Below are 19,761 nucleotides of genomic sequence, written 5' to 3'. Positions count from 1 at the left end.
CCCGCGCGCGGGCACGAGAAAGAGGCAAGGGAGTACCTGGTGACTCAAGCGGCAACTCGACCGGCGGCCGACACCGGCAGCGACAAAGACATCCTGGCGGTGGCCCGGCAACAGGTGCTTCAGGACGGCCAGGGATTGAGCCGTGACCAGGTGCTGCGGGCACTGCAGTTGCCCGACGAGCGGCTCGACGAACTGCTGGCGCTGGCCCACGAGGTGCGGATGCGCTGGTGCGGCCCCGAGGTCGAGGTCGAGGGCATCATCAGCCTCAAAACCGGTGGCTGCGTGGAGGACTGCCATTTCTGTGCCCAGTCGGCCCTGTTCGACTCGCCGGTGCGCAGCGCCCGGCTGGACATCCCCAGCCTGGTCGAGGCGGCCAAACAGACCGCCAAGTCCGGTGCGACCGAGTTCTGCATCGTCGCCGCCGTACGCGGGCCCGACGAGCGGTTGATGGCCCAGGTCGCGGCCGGCATCGAGGCGATCCGCAACGAAATCGACATCAACATCGCCTGCTCGCTGGGGATGCTGACGGCCGAGCAGGTCGAGCAGCTTTCCGCGATGGGTGTGCACCGCTACAACCACAACCTCGAGACCGCGCGCTCGTATTTCACCAACGTCGTCACCACCCACACCTGGGAGGAGCGCTGGGAGACGTTGTCGATGGTGCGCGACGCCGGCATGGAAATGTGCTGCGGCGGGATCCTCGGCATGGGCGAGACGCTGGAGCAGCGCGCGGAATTCGCCGCCGAACTCGCCGAACTCGCCCCCGACGAGGTGCCGCTGAACTTCCTCAACCCCCGGCCGGGCACCCCGTTCGGTGATCTCGAGGTGCTCCCGGCCAGCGAGGCACTCAAGTCGGTGGCCGCGTTCCGGCTGGCGCTGCCACGCGTCATGCTGCGCTTCGCCGGAGGCCGCGAGCTCACGCTGGGCGACCTGGGCGCCAAGAAGGGCATACTGGGCGGCATCAACGCCGTGATCGTCGGCAACTACCTGACCACTCTGGGTCGTCCGGCCGAATCCGACCTGGAATTGCTCGGCGATCTGCAGATGCCCCTCAAGGGGCTCAATGCCACTTTGTAAGCCGGCTCGCCGCGGCTAGGGTTGGACACACTTGTGGCTGGCGATTTGGGCGCTGCGGTCAGCGCCGGCGTCTACAACGTCTACACTGGGGAATTAGGGGGCACTGTCGTGCCGACAGCGGCTCAGTTGGGTCTTGAGCCGCCCCGGTTCTGCGCGGCGTGCGGGCGCAAGATGGTGGTGCAGGTTCGTCCCGACGGCTGGCGGGCGCGTTGCTCGCGGCACGGTGAGGTCGACTCCGCCGACCTGGAGACGCAACGGTGAGCGAGCAAGCCAAGACGGATGTTTCGGAAGGCCCCGCCGCCCCCGATCCAGCCGGTGTTCCCCGTCGGGCATGGGCGCGCGCACTCCTCGTCGTCGGCCTGGGCTCGGCGGCGACCGGTGTGTCGATCGGGGCACTGTGGGCGTGGATCGCCCCGCCGATCCACGCCGTGGTGGCACTCACCCGCTCGGGTGAGCGGGTTCATGACTATCTGGGCACCGAGTCCGAGCACTTCTTCGTCGCGCCCGCCCTGATGCTGGGACTGATGACCGTGCTGGCGGTGGTGGCCTCGGTGTGGGCGTGGCAGTGGCGCCGGCACCGCGGCCCGGGAATGGTGATCGCCCTGTCGGTCGGCATGGCGACCGCCGCCGCCGTCGCCGCCGCGGTGGGGGCCGGGCTGGTCCGGCTCGGCTACGGCGCCTTGGACTTCGATGCGGTACCCCTGACCACAAGCCCCTCGGTCGCGTACGTCACCGAGGCGCCGCCGGTGTTCTTCTCGGATCGTCCCCTGCAGATCGCGGTGAGCCTGCTGTGGCCGGTCGGCATCGCCGCCCTGGTGTATGCCGTGCGGGTGGCCGCGGACGCCCGCGACGACCTGGGGGCGTTTCCGCCGTCGGCTCGGCCTTCCGATGCGCTGCCGGTTGGGGGCGGCGACGCGGCGGAAGCGACCATGTCATAGCGGGCGGCGGCGAATCCTGCGGCCCGTGACGACCTTGGCCGCGATTTTGGTCAGTCGGGCCATGCCGACGTAGGTCATCGGATTGAACATCGTCGGCCAGGTGGTTCGCACCAGGTGCTCGGTCAGCGGGCGGCCCTCGAAGCGATCCGTCAGCCAGCGCAAGGTCATCGGCGCCGACAGCGGGTGCAGCATCATGTGTTCGTTGAACGCGTCGCGGTGGTAGGTGACCCGCGCGCCGCCCGCCGAATAGGTATGCGCCAGCACGTCGATGTCGTGGACGTCGATCAGGTAGTCGTGCACGGCCTGCACGATCAACACCGGTGGCGTCGGGACCGCGGCGCCCAGCTTGATGTGGTCGAAGACGTACGTCACTTCCGGCGTGGACAGGATTTGCTCGAGCGGCTTGTCGAGGTAGTCGCCGACGTTCTTGCCGGCCATGCGCACGACCGCTCCCACGGTCGTCATACTCTCCAGCGAGTCGAGCACGGCGCGCCCCTCTTCGTTGGCGTGCTCCTTGATCACCCGGTCCAGATCGGGGTAGATGTGCGCGAGCGCGGCCACCACCAGCGCGGGCAGCCCCGACAGGAAGCCGCCGTTGAGCCGGCGGAAGGTGTGGCCCAGGTCGCCGACGGGGGAGCCCAGCACCGCCCCCACGATGTCCAGCTCGGGCGCGTATTCGGCGCACACTTCGGCCGCCCACGCGCTGGCCAGGCCGCCACCGGAATACCCCCACAGCCCGATCGGGGCCGACGCGGACAGCCCGAGGCGCTCCGAACTCAGCGCGGCCCGGAGGCCGTCCAGGACGCGGTAGCCGGGCTCGTACGGCGCCCCCCACAGGCCGCGGAGGCCTTCGTGGTCGGGTACCGAGACGGCCCAGCCCTCGGCGACGGCGGCGGCGATCAGGAACAGCTCGAACTGGCCGATCGCCCCCAGCGCCTTCGCCCGGCGCCGCAGCGCGTAGGACGGGAAACAGCGTGACGACACGGCGTCGATCGCGCACTGGTACGACAGGACCGGGCAGGGGCGCCCGGGAGCGAGGTCGGCCGGGACGATCACCGTCGTGGCGGTTGCCTCGGGCTCGCCGTGCATGTCCATGGTCCGGTAGAGCAGCTGGACGGCGTTGATGGACTGCGGGATCAGCCCGAGGAACGCCAGCTCGACGTCGCGCGAGCGCAGCACCGTCCCGGGCTCGGCGTGCTGGAAGCCCAGCGGCGGCTGGTAAAACGGGTCGTCCGAGGGCAGCAGCGGGCGCACTTTGCGCTGCAGTTCCTCGTGGGGCGGCCGGGCGATCCATTCCGCACCGTGCGTGCCTGCCAGGTTGCCGAGCTCAGCCATTGAGGCTCCCTTCGTGGCCACCCCGCATTCTCGCGCACGAACGGCAGGTAACCAAAGCGTAATCGCCGCGCTGTGAGCGACTTCTCGTCATTGCAGGTGGGTCGGGTGCGCCACTGAAATCGATTTACCCCCGCGTCACCCGGGGACTCATTTCCGCCAGCCTAACCGGGGAGCCCGGGCGGCCTGAGCGCGGCGAATTCATCGGTGACCCGCAGCGCCGCGTCGGTGAACCGGTACAGCGCGGCAGGTCGTCCGCCGCTGCGGCCGGATTGCGCGATGGTGCCGGTCGCGGTGATGACCCCGCGCCGCACCAGCACTCGCTGCAGGTTCGTGGCATCGACCTGATAGCCCAACGCGGCGCCGTAGATGTCGCGCAGCGTGGAGAGCGCGAATTCCCTTGGCGCCAAGGCGAAGCCGATGTTCGTGTAGGACAGCTTGGCGATCAGCCGGGTGCGGGCGTTGTCCACCATCGGGGCGTGGTCGAAGGCCATCGGCGGCAGGCGGTTCACCGGATGCCAGCGGGTGTCCGGGGGTAGCTCGGGGCTGGCGGGGGAGGGCACCAGGCCCAGGAAGGTGGACGCGATCATCCGGGCGCCCGGCACCCGGTGCGGGTCGGAGAACACCGCGAGCTGTTCCAGATGTGCCAGCTCTTTGAGGTCGACCTTCTCGGCGAGTTGGCGGCGGACCGAGGTGATCATGTCCTCGTCGTTGCCCACCTGTCCGCCCGGCAGCGACCACGCGCCCCGTTGCGGGTCCTTGGCACGCTGCCATAACAGCACGTTAAGCTGCGGTTTCGCTGTCTGGCGCCCCTTCGCAACCTGCTCGGTTGCGTTACGAACCTGGAACACGACCGCGAGCACTTCGTGGGCGGTGCTACGATGGGCCATGTTTTCGATTATAAGTCGAAAACCTCCTGGCCTGAAAGGAGCCCCCATGACGGTGACCAATCGCATGGACACGCTCGCCAAAGACATGGTTGCCGACATCACGGATTCACCCACCGGATACTCCGGTGTGGTCGCTGATGCGCGGTGGGCCGCGGAGATTCGCCGGCTGGCGAAGTTACGCGGCGCCACCGTGCTCGCCCACAACTACCAGCTGCCCGAGATCCAGGACGTCGCCGACCACGTGGGCGACTCGCTGGCGCTGGCGCGGGTGGCCGCACAGGCACCCGAGGACACCATCGTGTTCTGCGGCGTGCACTTCATGGCCGAGACCGCCAAGATCCTCAGCCCGGACAAAACCGTGCTCATCCCGGACCAGCGCGCCGGCTGCTCGCTGGCCGAGTCGATCACCGCAGACGACTTGCGCGCCTGGAAGGACGAGCACCCCAACGCTGTCGTCGTCTCCTACGTCAACACCACCGCCGCCGTCAAAGCGCTCACCGACTTCTGCTGCACCTCGTCCAACGCCGTCGACGTCGTCGAGTCGATCGATCCCGATCGCGAGGTGCTGTTCTGCCCGGACCAGTTCCTCGGGGCGCATGTCCGCCGCATCACCGGCCGGCAGAACATGCACGTGTGGGCCGGCGAATGCCACGTGCACGCGGGGATCAACGGCGAGGAACTCACCGAGCAGGCCCACACCCACCCCGATGCCGAACTGTTCGTGCACCCCGAGTGCGGTTGCGCCACCTCCGCGCTCTATCTCGCCGGGGAGGGCGCCTTCCCGGAGGACCGCGTGCAGATCCTGTCCACCGGCGGCATGCTGGACGCCGCCCGTGCCACCAACGCCAGGCAGGTGCTGGTCGCCACCGAGGTGGGCATGTTGTATCAGCTTCGCAAGGCGGCCCCCGACGTCGACTTCCGCGCGGTCAACGAGAAGGCGGCGTGCAAGTACATGAAAATGATCACGCCCGCAGCCCTGCTGCGCTGCCTCGTCGAGGGCGCCGACGAAGTTGACGTCGACCCCGACATCGCCGCCGCCGCCCGGCGCAGTGTGCAGCGAATGATCGAGATCGGGCAGCCGGGCGGTGGCGGCGAATGACCGTCCGCCCCTGGTGGACTCACCGCGCCGACGTCGTCGTGATCGGCACCGGCGTCGCGGGATTGGCCGCCGCGCTGGCCGCCCATCGCGCTGGCCGCAGCGTCGTCGTGCTGAGCAAGGCCGATCAGGCGCGCGGGGCGACCGCGACCCACTACGCGCAGGGCGGCATCGCGGTCGTCCTGCCCGACAATGACGACTCGATCGAGGCGCATGTCGCCGACACCGTGGTCGCCGGCGCGGGCCTGTGCGATCCCCAGGCGGTCTACTCGATCGTCGCCGACGGGTACGCGGCGGTCGCGGAATTGGTCGGTGCCGGAGCACGATTCGACGAAGCCGCCCCCGGCCAGTGGGCGCTGACGCGCGAAGGCGGGCACTCACGGCGGCGCATCGTCCATGCCGGCGGCGACGCCACCGGCGCCGAGGTGCAGCGCGCGCTCGACCACGCCGCGCGGGCGCTGGACATCCGCACCGGGCACGTGGCCCTGCGAGTGCTGCACGACGGAGCGGCCGTCACCGGCGTCCTGGCGGGCAACCCGCAGGGATACGGAATCATCAGCGCGCCATCGGTGATCCTGGCCTGCGGAGGCCTCGGGCATCTGTACGGCGCGACCACCAATCCCGAAGGATCCACCGGCGACGGAATCGCCCTGGGCCTGTGGGCCGGCGTCGCGGTCAGCGATCTCGAGTTCATCCAGTTCCACCCCACGATGCTCTTCGCCCCCGGCGCCGCCGGCGGGCGCCGGCCGCTGGTCACCGAGGCCATCCGCGGTGAGGGTGCGAGACTGATTGACCGGCAAGGAGATTCCGTCACGGCCGGTGTTCATCCGATGGGTGACCTGGCGCCCCGCGATGTCGTCGCCGGGGCCATCGACGCTCGGCTGAAGGCCACCGGCGACTCGTGCGTGTTCCTCGATGCGCGCCACATCGGGGACTTCGCAAACCGGTTCCCCACCGTGACGGCCGCCTGCCGGGCCGCCGGAATCGACCCCGTCCGCCAACCCATTCCGGTTGTCCCCGGGGCGCACTACAGCTGCGGGGGCGTCGTCACCGACGTGTGCGGCCAAACCGAGCTGACCGGACTGTTCGCCGCGGGTGAGGTGGCCCGCACCGGATTGCACGGCGCCAACCGGTTGGCGTCCAACAGCCTCTTGGAAGGTTTGGTGGTGGGCGGTCGGGCCGGCAAGGCGGCGGCCGCGCATGCGGCGGCGGTCGGGCCCGTCCTTGCGGTCGCCCCCGAGCCCGTCGTGCACACCGCGCCCGAGCGCGGCGAACTGCAACGCGCGATGGGCCGGTACGCATCGGTGGTGCGCGACGCCGCCGGGATGACCCGGCTGTCCACCATGCTGTCGCAGGCTGAGGTCCGCGCCGTCGCGGGCCGACGCGATTTCGAAGACGTCGCGTTGGCCGTCGCCGCCCGCGCGGTCACCGCCGCGGCCCTGGCCCGAACCGAAAGCCGGGGCTGCCACCACCGCGAGGAACACCCGCAGACCGCAGCCGAGCAGGCGCGCAGCAATGTGCTGCGACTGTCCGACGACCGGACCTCGGTGCTGGTGGCGGCGCTGGCGGCGGTGGTGTGACCATGATGTCCGACTGTGAACTCACCGCCGCGCGGGAAACCATCCGGCAGGGTCTGGTCGAGGACATGCGCTACGGGCCCGACGTCACCACGCTGGCGACGGTGCCCGCCGAGGCGGTGGCCACCGCGTCCATGGTGCCCCGGCAACCCGGCGTGATCGCCGGCATCGACATCGCATCGCTGGTGCTCGACGAGGTGCTCGGCCCGCGCGGCTACCAGGTCCTCGACCGCGTCGAGGACGGCGCCCACGTGCAACCGGGCCAGCCCGTGCTGACCGTGCGGGCAGAAACCCGCGGGCTGCTCACCGCTGAGCGGACCATGCTGAACCTGATCTGCCACCTGTCGGGGATCGCCACCGCGACCGCGCACTGGGTGGCCGCCGTGCACGGCACCAAGGCCAAGGTGCGCGATACCCGCAAAACCTTGCCCGGGCTGCGTGTGTTGCAGAAATACGCGGTCCGCGTCGGCGGGGGCGTCAACCACCGCCTCGGACTCGGTGATGCCGCGCTGATCAAGGACAACCACGTGGTGGCCGCGGGATCGGTGGTCGAGGCGCTGCGCGCGGTGCGCGACGCGGCGCCGGAGCTGCCGTGCGAGGTGGAAGTCGATTCACTCGAGCAGCTGGACGAGGTGCTGCCCGAAAAGCCCGAGCTGATCCTGCTGGACAACTTCCCGGTATGGCAGACGCAGATGGCCGTGCAGCGCAGGGATGCGCGCGCGCCCGCCGTCCTGCTCGAGTCTTCCGGCGGCCTCAGCCTTCAGAACGCCGCCGCCTACGCCGCGACCGGGGTGGACTATCTGGCCGTCGGTGCGCTCACGCATTCGGTGGGTGTGCTCGACATCGGCCTGGACATGTAGTGCGGCCGCTTCGCACACTCAACGCGCGAAGCGGCCGGATTTCAGGCGATGTCGGCGACGAAAACCCCGATCCGGCGCAGCTGCGCGCGCGCCATTGCCGGCAAGCCGTCCCCGTCGGAGCCGGCGGGCAGGATCCGGGGGTTGACGATGTGCACCGCCCGGTTGCGGCTGAGCTGCACGTCCGCCTCCCCGGCGGCCAGCACATTTTTCACCCAGTCGGTCTTGCCGTGGCCCAGCGCGATCGCCAGGGTGTTGCCCTTGCGGTAGGTGGTCACGATGGTCTCGTAGGGCTTGCCGGAGGTGCGGCCACGATGCTTGATCGTCGCGGTTCCGGGCAGGTAACGCACGATCGGCTTGACGGCAGGGTTGAAGTACTTGATCTGAAAGCGCTCGAACCAGGGCGGGAAGACCATCGGGACGCCCGGGGCGTTGTTGGGGTGATCCTTGGCGGACATGGCGGCTCCCTGGGTTGGCTCTTGTTTCAGCGCGGGGTATGGCCTATTTACCGGCACACTACCGGTCGGATATTGATTTGAGTTCCTCTGGGACAATGGACACCGTGAGCACCGCCCGACCGTCACCGATGGCCCGTATCGACCTGCGGGGCGCGGAATTGACGGCTGCCCGATTGCGGGCGTCGCTGCCGCGCGGCGGCGCCGATGTGGAGACGGTGCTGCCCCAGGTGCGGCCGATTGTGGAGGCCGTCGCCCAGCGCGGCGCCGAAGCCGCGCTGGAGTTCGGGGCCTCCTTCGACGGGGTCCGGCCCCCGGTCGTCCGGGTGCCCGAGGAGGCACTCGAGAAGGCCCTCGCGGAACTGGACGCGGCGGTCGCCGAAGCCCTGCGCGTGATGATCGAACGCACCCGCGCGGTGCACGCCGACCAGCGTCGCACCGATGTCACGACGACCCTGGGCCCGGGCGCGACGGTCACCGAGCGGTGGGTACCGGTCGAGCGGGTGGGCCTCTACGTGCCCGGCGGCAACGCGGTTTACCCGTCCAGCGTGGTGATGAATGTCGTGCCGGCGCAGGCCGCCGGTGTCGCCTCGCTGGTGGTGGCCAGCCCGCCGCAGGCCCGGTTTGACGGCCTGCCGCACCCGACCATCCTGGCCGCGGCCCGGCTGCTGGGGGTCGGCGAGGTGTGGGCCGTGGGCGGTGCGCAGGCGGTGGCACTGCTGGCCTACGGCGGCACCGACCTCGACGGTGCGGAGCTGGCGCCGGTCGATTTGATCACCGGGCCCGGCAACATCTACGTCACCGCCGCCAAGCGGCTGTGCCGTTCGCGGGTCGGGATCGACGCCGAGGCCGGGCCGACGGAGATCGCGATCCTGGCCGACCACACCGCCGACCCCGCGCACGTGGCCGCCGACATGATCAGCCAGGCCGAACACGACGAAATGGCCGGCGCCGTGTTGGTGACCCCCAGCGAGGACTTGGCCGCCGCCACCGACAAGGAACTGGCCGCCCAGTTGCAGACGACCGTGCACCGTGAGCGGGTGGCGGCCGCATTGGGTGGGCGCCAATCGGCGATCATCCTGGTCGACGACCTGGAGGCCGGCGTCAAGGTCGTCAACGCCTACGCCGCGGAACACCTGGAGATCCAGACCGTGGACGCGGCGAGTGTCGCCGGGCGGATACGCGCGGCGGGGGCTATTTTCCTCGGCCCGTATTCGCCGGTGAGCCTCGGCGACTATTGCGCCGGTTCCAATCACGTCCTGCCCACCGCGGGTTGCGCGCGGCATTCCAGCGGCCTGTCCGTGCAGACCTTCCTGCGCGGCATCCACGTCGTCGACTACACCGAGGCGGCGCTCAAAGACGTGTCCGGGCATGTGATCACGCTGGCCGAGGCCGAAGACCTGCCGGCGCACGGCGAGGCGGTACGGCGGAGGTTCGAGCGATGACCGGATCCGCCGAACCACCGAAAACCGAGCCCACTCTCGACGATCTGCCCCTGCGCGACGACCTGCGCGGCAAATCTCCTTATGGCGCACCCCAATTGGCGGTCCCGGTGCGGCTGAACACCAACGAGAACCCGCATCCGCCCAGCACGGCGCTGGTGGACGACGTGGTGCGCTCGGTGGCGCAGGCCGCCGCCGACCTGCACCGCTATCCCGACCGCGACGCGATCGCCCTGCGGACCGACCTGGCCGGCTACCTGAGCGTCCAGACCGGTGTCCGGCTCGGGGTCGAGAACCTCTGGGCGGCAAACGGTTCCAATGAGATTCTGCAGCAGCTGCTGCAGGCGTTCGGCGGGCCGGGGCGCACGGCGATCGGCTTCGTCCCGTCCTACTCGATGCACCCGATCATCGCCGACGGCACCCGCACCGAATGGCTGCAGGCCGCCCGGGCCGACGACTTCGGCCTGGACGTCGACGCCGCGGTGGCCGCCATTGCCGACCGCCGTCCCGATGTGGTGTTCGTCGCCAGCCCGAACAACCCGTCCGGGCAGAGCGTTTCGCTGCCGGATCTGCGGCGGCTGCTCGACGTGGTGGCCGGCATCCTGATCGTCGACGAGGCCTACGGCGAGTTCTCGTCGCAGCCCAGCGCGGTCGAGCTGGTGGGGGAGTATCCGACCAAGCTCATCGTCTCGCGCACCATGAGCAAGGCGTTCGCCTTCGCCGGCGGGCGGCTCGGCTATCTGATCGCCACGCCGGCGGTGATCGACGCGATGCTGCTGGTGCGGTTGCCGTACCACCTGTCGTCGATCACTCAAGCCGCGGCGCGGGCCGCGCTGCGGCACGCCGACGACACGTTGGGCAGTGTCGCGACGCTGATCGACGAACGCGAGCGCGTCTCAAAAGAGTTGACCCACTTGGGTTTTCGGGTGATTCCCAGCGACGCCAACTTCGTCCTGTTCGGGGAATTCGCCGACGCACCCGCAACCTGGCAGCGGTATCTGGATGCCGGCGTGCTGATCCGCGACGTCGGAATCCCCGGCTACCTGCGCGTCACCACCGGCCTGGCGGGGGAGAACGACGCCTTCCTGCGGGCCAGCGCCGGGCTCGCCGCCACCGAACTGGCCCCCGTCAACGTAGGAGCGCCATGACCACCGCCCAAACCGGAAAAGCCGCCCGCCGTGCGCGTATCGAGCGTCGCACGAAGGAATCCGACATCGTCATCGAACTCGACCTCGACGGCACCGGCCAGGTCGACGTCGACACCGGTGTGCCGTTCTACGACCACATGCTGACGGCGCTGGGCAGCCATGCCAGCTTCGACCTGACCGTACGCACCAAGGGCGACGTCGAGATCGAGGGCCATCACACCATCGAGGACACCGCCATCGCCCTGGGGCAGGCGCTCGGGCAGGCCCTGGGCGACAAGAGGGGCATCCGCCGGTTCGGGGACGCCTTCATCCCGATGGACGAGACGCTGGCACACGCCGCGGTCGACGTGTCCGGCCGGCCCTACTGTGTGCACACCGGAGAGCCGGATCACCTGCGGCACACCACCATCGCCGGCAACTCGGTGCCCTACCACACCGTCATCAACCGGCACGTGTTCGAATCGCTGGCCGCCAACGCCCGCATCGCGCTGCACGTCCGGGTCCTCTATGGGCGCGACCCGCACCACATCACCGAAGCGGAGTACAAGGCGGTCGCCCGCGCGTTGCGTCAGGCGGTCGAGCCCGATCCTCGGGTGTCGGGTGTGCCGTCCACCAAAGGCGTTCTGTGACAAAGAAATCGGTTGTTGTCCTCGATTACGGCTCGGGCAACCTGCGGTCGGCTCAACGCGCGCTCGAGCGGGTCGGTGCGGCGGTCGAGGTAACCGCCGACGCCGATGCCGCGGCGGCCGCCGACGGATTGGTGGTGCCCGGGGTCGGTGCGTACGAGGCCTGCATGACGGGACTGCGCGCGATCGCCGGGGACCGCATCATCGCCGATCGGGTCGCCGCGCGGCGACCGGTGCTGGGTGTGTGCGTCGGGATGCAGATCCTGTTCACTCGCGGCGTCGAATTCAGCGTGGAAACCGATGGATGCGGGCAGTGGCCGGGTTACGTGACGCGGCTGCAGGCGCCGGTGGTCCCGCACATGGGCTGGAACGTCGTGGATTCCGGGCCCGGCAGCGTCCTGTTCAAGGGGCTCGACGCGGACACCCGGTTCTACTTCGTGCATTCCTACGCCGCGCAGCAGTGGGAGGGTTCGCCGGAGGCGGTGCTGACCTGGGCGACCCACGAGGGGCCGTTTTTGGCCGCGGTCGAGGACGGGCCGCTGTCGGCCACCCAGTTTCACCCGGAGAAAAGCGGTGATGCCGGCGCGGCCGTGTTGAGCAATTGGGTCCAGGGATTGTGACGGGCCTCGCGAAAGCGATTGCTGTCATGCAACAGCCGAGGGTGCGCGTAACCCGTTGCGGTCTCGGCACACAGGAGGGAATGTGTTGATCTTGTTGCCCGCGGTCGACGTGGTCGACGGCCGTGCCGTGCGTCTGGTGCAAGGTAAGGCGGGCAGTGAAACCGAATACGGCTCGGCGCTGGACGCCGCGCTGGGCTGGCAACGCGACGGCGCCGAATGGATCCATCTGGTTGACCTGGACGCGGCGTTCGGGCGCGGCTCCAACCGCGAACTGCTCGCCGAGGTGGTCGGCAAGCTCGACGTTCAGGTGGAGCTGTCCGGCGGGATCCGCGACGACGATTCGCTGGCCGCGGCCCTGGCCACCGGCTGCGCGCGGGTGAACCTGGGAACGGCGGCCCTGGAGAACCCGCAGTGGTGCGCCCGGGCGATCAGCGAGCACGGCGACAAGGTCGCCGTGGGGTTGGACGTCCAGATCGACAAAACCAATCCGGCCGGTGCGCACCGGCTGCGGGGGCGCGGCTGGGAAACCGACGGCGGCGACCTGTGGGAGGTGCTGGAACGCCTTGATGGCGAAGGGTGTTCGCGGTTTGTCGTCACCGATGTCAGCAAGGACGGCACGCTGGGCGGCCCCAACCTGGAGCTGCTGGCCTGCGTCGCCGATCGCACCGGCGTCCCGGTGATCGCGTCGGGCGGTGTATCCAGCCTGGACGACCTGCGCGCGATCGCGACCCTCACCGGCCGCGGGGTCGAGGGCGCCATCGTCGGAAAGGCCCTCTACGCCGGTCGATTCACGCTGCCGCAGGCGCTGGCCGCGGTCGGAGAGTAAAAGCCACATGGACTTGGACGCGTTGGTGGAGAAGGCGTCGGCGATCCTCGACGACGCCACGGAACCGTTCCTTGCCGGTCACCGCGCCGATTCCGCGGTCCGCAAGAAGGGCAACGACTTTGCCACCGACGTGGACCTCGCGATCGAGCGGCAGGTCGTCGCCGCGCTGGTCGAGGCCACCGGAATCGGCGTCCACGGCGAGGAGTTCGGCGGCTCGGCCCTCGACTCGCCCTGGGTGTGGGTGCTGGATCCCATCGACGGCACCTTCAACTACGCGGCCGGATCACCGATGGCCGGGATCCTGCTGGGCCTGCTGCGCCACGGCGACCCGGTGGCCGGACTGACCTGGTTGCCGTTCATGGGCCAGCGCTACACCGCGGTGACCCGCGGCCCGTTGCGCAAAAACGGGGTCCCCCAGCCGCCACTGACGTCGATCGACCTGGCCGACGCCCTGGTCGGCGCGGGATCTTTCAGCGCGGACGGGCGGGGCCGGTTCCCGGGGCGCTACCGGGTCGCGGTGCTGGAGAATCTCAGCCGGGTCTCGTCGCGGTTGCGGATACATGGGTCCACCGGCCTCGACCTCGCCTACGTCGCCGACGGGATACTCGGTGCGGCAATCAGTTTCGGTGGCCACGTGTGGGATCACGCGGCCGGGGTCGCGTTGGTGCGAGCCGCCGGCGGTGTCGTTACCGACTTGGCCGGCGAGCCGTGGAGTCCCGCATCGGATTCCGTGCTGGCGGCGGGTCCCGCGGCGCACGCCGAGATTCTCGACCTTTTGCGCAGCACCGGCCGACCGGAGGACTACTGAGATGCACGCGACCCCCAGCGGCCTTGCGGTGCGGGTGATCCCGTGCCTGGACGTCGATGGCGGGCGGGTGGTCAAGGGGGTCAACTTCGAAAACCTCCGGGACGCGGGCGATCCCGTGGAACTCGCGGCTGCCTATGACGCCGAAGGCGCCGATGAGCTCACCTTTCTCGACGTGACCGCGTCGTCATCGGGAAGGGCCACGATGCTCGATGTGGTGCGCCGGACGGCCGAGCAGGTCTTCATCCCGCTGACCGTCGGCGGCGGCGTGCGTACCGTGGCCGACGTCGACGTGTTGTTGCGGGCGGGCGCCGACAAGGTCTCGATCAACACCGCCGCGATCGCCCGGCCCGAGCTGTTGGCCGAGATGGCACGGCAGTTCGGCTCCCAATGCATCGTGCTGTCCGTCGATGCCCGCACCGTCCCCCCCGGCTCGGTGCCCACTCCGTCGGGCTGGGAGGTCACCACCCATGGAGGGCGCCGCGGCACGGGGCTCGATGCCGTCGAATGGGCTTCTCGCGGAGCCGATTTGGGGGTGGGGGAGATCCTGCTGAACTCGATGGACGCCGACGGCACCAAGGCGGGGTTCGACCTGGAGATGCTACGGGCGGTGCGCTCGGCGGTCACCGTGCCGGTCATCGCCAGCGGCGGCGCCGGGGCGGCCGAACACTTCGCGCCCGCGATCGCGGCCGGAGCCGATGCGGTGTTGGCGGCCAGCGTTTTCCACTTCCGGGAGTTGACCATCGGGCAGGTGAAGGCCGCCATGGCCGCCGAAGGGATCACCGTGCGATGACGCTCGACCCGCAGATCGCCGCGCGCCTCAAGCGCAACGCCGACGGCCTGATCGCCGCCGTCGTGCAGGAGCGCGGCAGCGGCGACGTGCTGATGGTCGCCTGGATGGATGACGCGGCCCTGGCCCGCACCCTGGAAACCCGTGAGGCGACGTACTATTCGCGGTCGCGTCGTGAACAGTGGGTGAAGGGCGCGACATCCGGTCACACCCAATACGTGCACTCGGTGCGGTTGGACTGCGACGGGGACACCGTGCTGTTGACGGTCGACCAGGTCGGCGGCGCCTGCCACACCGGCGATCACAGCTGCTTCGACGCCGACGCGCTCCTGCAACCGGAGCGCTAGCCGGCGAACCGGGCGTGTCCGGGGTCACTTTCCGCGGGCACGGGCGCATGACCTAGACAAGAATGGCGGGCAATGTCGAAATGGTTGTCCCGGGACCTCTTGTCCTGGAACGTGCTCGTGCCGGTGTTTGCCGTCGTCGTGCTGGCATTGATCTGGGGCGAGAAGCTCAGCCCGGTGCTGGTCGGGGTGGCTGCGCTGTTTCTCGTCGGCGCCGTGATCGCCGCGGTGCATCACGCGGAGGTGGTCGCCCACCGGGTCGGCGAGCCGTTCGGGTCGCTGCTGCTCGCGTCCGCGGTCACCATCATCGAGGTCGCCCTCATCGTCACCCTGATGATCTCCGGCGGCAACGAGGCCGCGACCCTGGCCAGGGACACCGCGTTCGCCGCGCTGATGATCACCACCAACGGGATCGCCGGTGTGTCCCTGCTGCTCGGCTCGCGGCGCTACGGCGTGACGCTGTTCAACGCCGAAGGCGCCGGAGCCGCCCTGGCCACGGTCACCACGGTGGCCACGCTGAGCCTGGTATTGCCCGCTTTCACCACCGGGCACCCGGGCAGGGAGTTCACCCCCAGCCAGCTCGCCTTCGCCGCGGTCGCCACGCTCTTGGTGTATCTGCTGTTCGTGTTCACCCAGACCGTGCGGCACCGCGACTTCTTTCTGCCGATCGCGCAGAAAGGCCAAAAGAGCCTGTTTGACGAGGATGAAAGCCACGCCGAGCCGCCCAGCACCCGACAGGCGCTGACCAGCCTGGCGTTGCTGCTCTGCGCGCTGGTGGGGGTGGTGGGGCTGGCCAAGGAGGAATCGCCGGCCGTCGAGCGCGCGGTAATGGCTGTGGGCTTCCCGCAGTCGTTCGTGGGTGTGATCATCGCGGCGCTGGTGCTGCTGCCGGAGACGCTCGCGGCGGCGCGGGCGGCGCGCAGCGGCCGCATCCAGACCAGCCTGAACCTGGCTTACGGTTCGGCGATGGCCAGCATCGGACTCACCATCCCGGTGATCGCGCTCGCGTCGGTGTGGCTGAAAGGGCCGCTGGTGCTCGGCCTCGGCCCCATCCAGCTGGTGTTGCTCGCGCTGACCGTGGTGGTCAGCGTGCTGACCGTCGTGCCCGGGCGGGCCACCCGGCTGCAGGGCGAGCTGCATCTGGTGCTGCTGGCCGCCTACATCTTCCTGGCGATCAGCCCCTGACGGCCCCTGGCCGCGCTAGGACCGGGCGCGCAGTGTCGCCAGCGCCTTGTCCGCGTGGGTGTCCATGTTGAATTCGCTGGAGATGACCTCGAGCACCGTGCGGTCGGTGTCGATGACGAACGTGGTGCGCTTGACCGGCAGCAGCCTGCCCAGCAGGCCGCGCTTGACACCGAACTGCGCGGCGACGCTGCCGTCGGTGTCCGACAGCAGCGGATAGTCGAACTTCTGCAGGTCGGCGAACTTGGCCTGCTTTTGCACCGGATCGGCGCTGATCCCCACCCGGTTGGCCCCGACTGCGGCGAATTCGGAGGCCAGGTCGCGGAAGTGGCACGCTTCCTTGGTGCAGCCGGGCGTCATCGCCGCCGGGTAGAAGAACAGGACGACGGGTCCGCCGGACAGCAGTTCGCTGAGCTTGCGCGGCGCTCCTGTCTGATCGGGCAGTTCGAAGTCGGCGATGGTCTCACCAGGTTTCATGGCGGACACGCTACGCCCGATGCGGGGCCCGCCGCCCGCCCGCGGACGTAACGGCGCTGCGAATCTGCGCGCGGAAAAGCGCAGCCACGTTACGCTCGCGGGCCACCCACCCGCGTCTGGGAGGATGGGTCGGTGCACGCCCACCTCGCCGCGACGACCTCACGAGAGGATTTCCGTCAGCTGGCAGCCGAACACCGTGTGGTCCCGGTGACCCGCAAGGTGTTGGCCGACAGTGAGACGCCGCTGTCGGCGTATCGCAAACTCGCCGCCAATCGGCCGGGCACTTTTCTGCTCGAGTCGGCCGAGCACGGGCGTTCCTGGTCGCGGTGGTCGTTCATCGGCGCGGGAGCCCCCTCGGCGCTGACCGTGCGCGACGGTGAAGCCGTCTGGCTGGGCGTGGTGCCGCGGGACGCGCCGACCGGAGGCGACCCGCTGCAGGCCCTGCGGGCCACCCTGGAACTGCTGGCCACCGGCCCGCTCACGGGGCTGCCGCCGCTGTCGGGCGGCATGGTCGGTTTTTTCGCCTACGACCTGGTGCGGCGCCTGGAACGGCTGCCCGAACTGGCCGTCGACGACCTGGGCCTGCCGGACATGTTGTTGCTGCTGGCCACCGATGTGGCGGCGGTGGACCACCACGAGGGCACCATCACGCTGATCGCCAACGCCGTGAACTGGAACGGGACCGATGAGCGGGTCGACGAGGCCTACGACGACGCGGTCGCCCGGCTGGACGTGATGACCGCGGCCCTGGGCCAGCCGCTGTCGTCGACCGTCGCCACGTTCGACCGGCCGGAGCCGCGCTACCGCGCGCAGCGCAGCGTCGAGGAGTACGGGAAGATCGTCGACTATCTCGTCGACCAGATCGCCGCCGGTGAAGCGTTTCAGGTGGTGCCCTCGCAGCGGTTCGAAATGGACACCGACGTCGATCCGATCGATGTGTACCGGATGCTGCGGGTAACCAACCCGAGCCCCTACATGTATCTGCTGCGCGTGCCGAATAGCACTGGGGGAGCTGACTTTTCGATCGTCGGATCCAGTCCGGAGGCGCTGGTCACCGTCGCCGACGGCGTCGCGACCACCCATCCGATCGCCGGAACCCGCTGGCGTGGAGAGACCGACGAAGAAGACCAGCTGCTGGAGAAGGAGCTGTTGGCCGACGAGAAGGAACGCGCCGAGCACCTGATGCTGGTCGATCTGGGCCGCAACGACCTCGGCCGGGTCTGCGCGCCGGGCACCGTCCGCGTCGAGGACTACAGCCACATCGAACGCTATAGCCATGTGATGCACCTGGTGTCGACGGTGACCGGCCTGCTCGCGGAGGGCCGGACGGCCTTGGATGCGGTGACGGCCTGCTTCCCGGCCGGCACGTTGTCGGGGGCGCCGAAGGTGCGGGCCATGGAGCTGATCGAAGAGGTGGAGAAGACGCGCCGCGGCCTGTACGGCGGCGTGGTCGGCTACCTGGACTTCGCCGGCAACGCCGACTTCGCGATCGCCATCCGCACCGCCCTGATGCGCGCCGGCACCGCCTATGTGCAATCCGGCGGCGGGGTGGTGGCGGACTCCAACGGCCCCTACGAATACACCGAGGCGACCAACAAGGCACGCGCAGTGCTCGGCGCGATCGCCGCCGCCGAGACCCTGACCGAACCGGACGCGGGTCGCGATGACTGAGGCCGGATCGCGGCGGCTGGACAGCCGATGGTTGATCCGGATCGCCCAGGTGACACTGGTGGTCGCCGCGGGGGCGCTGTGGGTGGCCTCGCGCCTGCCCTGGGTCGTGATCCGGTCGTTCGACGGGCTGGGGCCGCCTAAGGAGGTGACCTTGTCCGGCGGGACGTGGTCGACGGCGCTGCTGCCGTTGGCGATGCTGCTGCTGGCCGCGGCCGTCGCCGCAATCGCCGTGCGGGGCTGGCTGCTGCGCGCGCTGGCGGGGCTGCTGGCGGTGACCAGCCTGGCGGTCGGCTACCTGGGAATCAGTCTCTGGGCGCTGCCCGACGTGGCGGTCCGCGGTGCCGAGCTGGCGCACATCTCGATGATGTCGCTGGTCGGAAGCGAGCGGCGGTATTGGGGTGCCGGGGTCACGGTGGCCGCCGCGGCGTGCGCGCTGATCGCCGTCGTCCTGCTGATGCGATCCGCGTCGGATTCGGGGTCGGCGCGCTCGAGCGCGATGAAGTACACGACACCGGCGACGCGCCGCTCGATTGCGCGGCGTAAAGACGCCGACGGGGCGATGCGGGAGACGCGGGAGACGCCGGAAGTGTCGGAGCGGATGATCTGGGACGCGCTTGACGAGGGGCGCGACCCAACCGATCGGCCGAGCGAGTCTGACACCGAGGGTCGGTGACGGGCCACGAGCCGCGGGCCGCTACCCTTCATTGACGTCGTCGCAATCGGCTGGGGACAACCAAGTGGCCGTCCGATGACGGCGGGGCGACAGGGCGAAGGGAAACGACAGGCATGAGTCCGGCAACCGTGCTTGACTCCATCCTCGAAGGAGTCCGGGCCGACGTCGCTGCGCGCGAATCCCTGATCAGCCTGTCCGAGATCAAAGCCGCCGCGGCGGCCGCGCCGGTGCCACGCGACGTGATGGCCGCCTTGCGTGAGCCCGGAATCGGCGTCATCGCCGAAGTCAAGCGCGCCAGCCCGTCGGCGGGTTCCCTGGCGACCATTGCCGATCCGGCCAAACTGGCCAGGGCCTACGAAGACGGTGGCGCGCGCATCATCAGCGTCTTGACCGAGGAGCGCCGCTTTCACGGTTCGCTCGACGATCTCGACGCGGTCCGGGCGGCGGTCTCGATACCGATTTTGCGCAAAGACTTTGTCGTGCAGCCCTATCAAATCCACGAAGCGCGTGCGCACGGTGCCGACATGTTGCTGCTCATCGTCGCCGCGCTGGAGCAGTCGGCATTGGTGTCGATGCTGGACCGCACCGAATCGCTGGGCATGACGGCACTCGTCGAGGTGCACACCGAAGAGGAAGCCGACCGGGCGCTCAAGGCCGGGGCCAACGTAATCGGCGTCAACGCCCGCGATCTGGCCACGCTGGCGGTGGACCGGGATTGCTTCGCGCGCATCGCTCCCGGGCTGCCCAGCAACGTGATCAGGATCGCCGAATCCGGTGTCCGCGGCACCGGAGACCTGCTGGCGTATGCCGGTGCGGGTGCCGACGCCGTGTTGGTCGGCGAAGGTCTGGTCAAAAGCGGTGACCCGCGCGCCGCGGTGGCCGACCTGGTCACCGCGGGCACCCATCCGTCCTGTCCGAAACCGGCTCGCTAGTCG

Annotated in this window: 22 protein-coding genes; 18 read left to right on the top strand and 4 right to left on the bottom strand. The window is 69.6% G+C overall.

The genetic code is table 11. From position 1 onward, the window contains the following. Window positions 1-39: 39 nt before the first annotated feature. The 3 genes from bioB (at window position 40) to EPN51_RS15920 (ending at window position 2,015) form a co-directional block, all read left to right on the top strand. The gene (gene bioB, locus EPN51_RS15930; RefSeq protein WP_293044267.1) at window positions 40-1,077 is read left to right on the top strand and encodes a biotin synthase BioB; all 1,038 of its coding nucleotides are present in this window, start codon (window positions 40-42) and stop codon (window positions 1,075-1,077) included. A 21-nt stretch (window positions 1,078-1,098) separates the two neighbouring features. Next, window positions 1,099-1,338: a hypothetical protein gene (locus EPN51_RS15925; protein WP_293044266.1), complete on the top strand. Its 240-nt coding sequence runs from the start codon at window positions 1,099-1,101 to the stop codon at window positions 1,336-1,338. A gap of 98 nt (window positions 1,339-1,436) precedes the next feature. Then, the gene (locus EPN51_RS15920) at window positions 1,437-2,015 is read left to right on the top strand and encodes a DUF2567 domain-containing protein (RefSeq protein WP_293044347.1); all 579 of its coding nucleotides are present in this window, start codon (window positions 1,437-1,439) and stop codon (window positions 2,013-2,015) included. On the opposite strand, the gene EPN51_RS15915 is transcribed toward EPN51_RS15920, so the two are convergent. Both EPN51_RS15915 and EPN51_RS15910 read right to left on the bottom strand, forming a co-directional pair. Further along, window positions 2,010-3,350, bottom strand: a complete 1,341-nt coding sequence (locus tag EPN51_RS15915) for a lipase family protein (RefSeq protein WP_293044265.1) — start codon at window positions 3,348-3,350, stop codon at window positions 2,010-2,012. The two genes, EPN51_RS15920 and EPN51_RS15915, sit on opposite strands and share 6 nt — an antisense overlap. A 161-nt stretch (window positions 3,351-3,511) precedes the next feature. Beyond that, window positions 3,512-4,237, bottom strand: a complete 726-nt coding sequence (locus EPN51_RS15910) for an NUDIX domain-containing protein (protein ID WP_293044263.1) — start codon at window positions 4,235-4,237, stop codon at window positions 3,512-3,514. A 46-nt stretch (window positions 4,238-4,283) separates the two neighbouring features. Here EPN51_RS15910 and nadA point away from each other — a divergent pair, with 46 nt between their 5' ends. The 3 genes from nadA to nadC are packed head-to-tail and all read left to right on the top strand — an operon-like array spanning window position 4,284 to window position 7,770. Further along, window positions 4,284-5,336 (top strand): quinolinate synthase NadA, encoded by a 1,053-nt coding sequence (nadA, locus tag EPN51_RS15905; protein WP_293044262.1) that lies wholly within the window; start codon window positions 4,284-4,286, stop codon window positions 5,334-5,336. Beyond that, the gene (locus tag EPN51_RS15900) at window positions 5,333-6,913 is read left to right on the top strand and encodes an L-aspartate oxidase (RefSeq protein WP_293044260.1); all 1,581 of its coding nucleotides are present in this window, start codon (window positions 5,333-5,335) and stop codon (window positions 6,911-6,913) included. Before nadA ends, EPN51_RS15900 begins: the two co-directional genes overlap by 4 nt. 2 nt (window positions 6,914-6,915) lie before the next feature. Continuing rightward, complete coding sequence (gene nadC / locus EPN51_RS15895; protein ID WP_293044258.1) at window positions 6,916-7,770, top strand: carboxylating nicotinate-nucleotide diphosphorylase; 855 nt, start codon at window positions 6,916-6,918, stop codon at window positions 7,768-7,770. A gap of 41 nt (window positions 7,771-7,811) precedes the next feature. On the opposite strand, the gene EPN51_RS15890 is transcribed toward nadC, so the two are convergent. Further along, window positions 7,812-8,225 carry a nitroreductase family deazaflavin-dependent oxidoreductase gene (locus tag EPN51_RS15890; protein WP_293044256.1) on the bottom strand — a complete coding sequence of 138 codons (414 nt, stop codon included), beginning with the start codon at window positions 8,223-8,225 and terminating at the stop codon, window positions 7,812-7,814. A 95-nt stretch (window positions 8,226-8,320) separates the two neighbouring features. On the opposite strand from EPN51_RS15890, the gene hisD reads away from it, so the two are divergent. From hisD to EPN51_RS15845, 9 genes are all read left to right on the top strand, one after another. Continuing rightward, window positions 8,321-9,667, top strand: a complete 1,347-nt coding sequence (gene hisD, locus EPN51_RS15885; RefSeq protein WP_293044254.1) for a histidinol dehydrogenase — start codon at window positions 8,321-8,323, stop codon at window positions 9,665-9,667. Next, window positions 9,664-10,812 carry a histidinol-phosphate transaminase gene (locus EPN51_RS15880; protein ID WP_293044252.1) on the top strand — a complete coding sequence of 383 codons (1,149 nt, stop codon included), beginning with the start codon at window positions 9,664-9,666 and terminating at the stop codon, window positions 10,810-10,812. Before hisD ends, EPN51_RS15880 begins: the two co-directional genes overlap by 4 nt. Then, window positions 10,809-11,441: an imidazoleglycerol-phosphate dehydratase HisB gene (hisB, locus tag EPN51_RS15875; RefSeq protein ID WP_293044250.1), complete on the top strand. Its 633-nt coding sequence runs from the start codon at window positions 10,809-10,811 to the stop codon at window positions 11,439-11,441. Before EPN51_RS15880 ends, hisB begins: the two co-directional genes overlap by 4 nt. Further along, window positions 11,438-12,058 (top strand): imidazole glycerol phosphate synthase subunit HisH, encoded by a 621-nt coding sequence (hisH, locus tag EPN51_RS15870; protein ID WP_293044248.1) that lies wholly within the window; start codon window positions 11,438-11,440, stop codon window positions 12,056-12,058. The genes hisB and hisH overlap by 4 nt, the downstream gene beginning before the upstream one ends. Before the next feature lie 82 nt (window positions 12,059-12,140). Then, window positions 12,141-12,884: a bifunctional 1-(5-phosphoribosyl)-5-((5-phosphoribosylamino)methylideneamino)imidazole-4-carboxamide isomerase/phosphoribosylanthranilate isomerase PriA gene (gene priA, locus EPN51_RS15865; protein WP_293044246.1), complete on the top strand. Its 744-nt coding sequence runs from the start codon at window positions 12,141-12,143 to the stop codon at window positions 12,882-12,884. Window positions 12,885-12,891: 7 nt separating this feature from the next. Then, window positions 12,892-13,692 carry an inositol monophosphatase gene (locus EPN51_RS15860; protein ID WP_293044244.1) on the top strand — a complete coding sequence of 267 codons (801 nt, stop codon included), beginning with the start codon at window positions 12,892-12,894 and terminating at the stop codon, window positions 13,690-13,692. A 1-nt stretch (window position 13,693) separates the two neighbouring features. Further along, window positions 13,694-14,482: an imidazole glycerol phosphate synthase subunit HisF gene (gene hisF / locus EPN51_RS15855; protein ID WP_293044242.1), complete on the top strand. Its 789-nt coding sequence runs from the start codon at window positions 13,694-13,696 to the stop codon at window positions 14,480-14,482. Next, window positions 14,479-14,826 carry a phosphoribosyl-AMP cyclohydrolase gene (hisI, locus tag EPN51_RS15850; protein WP_293044240.1) on the top strand — a complete coding sequence of 116 codons (348 nt, stop codon included), beginning with the start codon at window positions 14,479-14,481 and terminating at the stop codon, window positions 14,824-14,826. Before hisF ends, hisI begins: the two co-directional genes overlap by 4 nt. Window positions 14,827-14,898: 72 nt before the next feature. Continuing rightward, a complete protein-coding gene (locus EPN51_RS15845) occupies window positions 14,899-16,008 on the top strand; it encodes a calcium:proton antiporter (protein ID WP_293044238.1) in 1,110 nt (369 codons plus the stop codon). Window positions 16,009-16,023: 15 nt separating this feature from the next. Here EPN51_RS15845 and EPN51_RS15840 read toward each other — a convergent pair whose 3' ends face one another. After that, window positions 16,024-16,482, bottom strand: a complete 459-nt coding sequence (locus EPN51_RS15840) for a peroxiredoxin (protein ID WP_293044236.1) — start codon at window positions 16,480-16,482, stop codon at window positions 16,024-16,026. Between the two features lie 132 nt (window positions 16,483-16,614). Here EPN51_RS15840 and EPN51_RS15835 point away from each other — a divergent pair, with 132 nt between their 5' ends. From EPN51_RS15835 to trpC, 3 genes are all read left to right on the top strand, one after another. Beyond that, the gene (locus tag EPN51_RS15835) at window positions 16,615-18,153 is read left to right on the top strand and encodes an anthranilate synthase component I (RefSeq protein ID WP_293044234.1); all 1,539 of its coding nucleotides are present in this window, start codon (window positions 16,615-16,617) and stop codon (window positions 18,151-18,153) included. Beyond that, window positions 18,146-18,826 carry a TIGR02234 family membrane protein gene (locus EPN51_RS15830; protein ID WP_293044232.1) on the top strand — a complete coding sequence of 227 codons (681 nt, stop codon included), beginning with the start codon at window positions 18,146-18,148 and terminating at the stop codon, window positions 18,824-18,826. The genes EPN51_RS15835 and EPN51_RS15830 overlap by 8 nt, the downstream gene beginning before the upstream one ends. Before the next feature lie 113 nt (window positions 18,827-18,939). After that, on the top strand, window positions 18,940-19,758 hold the full coding sequence (trpC, locus tag EPN51_RS15825; protein WP_293044231.1) for an indole-3-glycerol phosphate synthase TrpC: 819 nt from the start codon (window positions 18,940-18,942) through the stop codon (window positions 19,756-19,758). Window positions 19,759-19,761: the final 3 nt, after the last annotated feature.

Origin of the sequence: Mycobacterium sp., from assembly GCF_004298145.1 — a bacterium.
Lineage (GTDB): Bacteria > Actinomycetota > Actinomycetes > Mycobacteriales > Mycobacteriaceae > Mycobacterium.
Note: the sequence above shows the minus strand (reverse complement) of the source record. Positions and strands in the feature narration are given on the sequence as shown.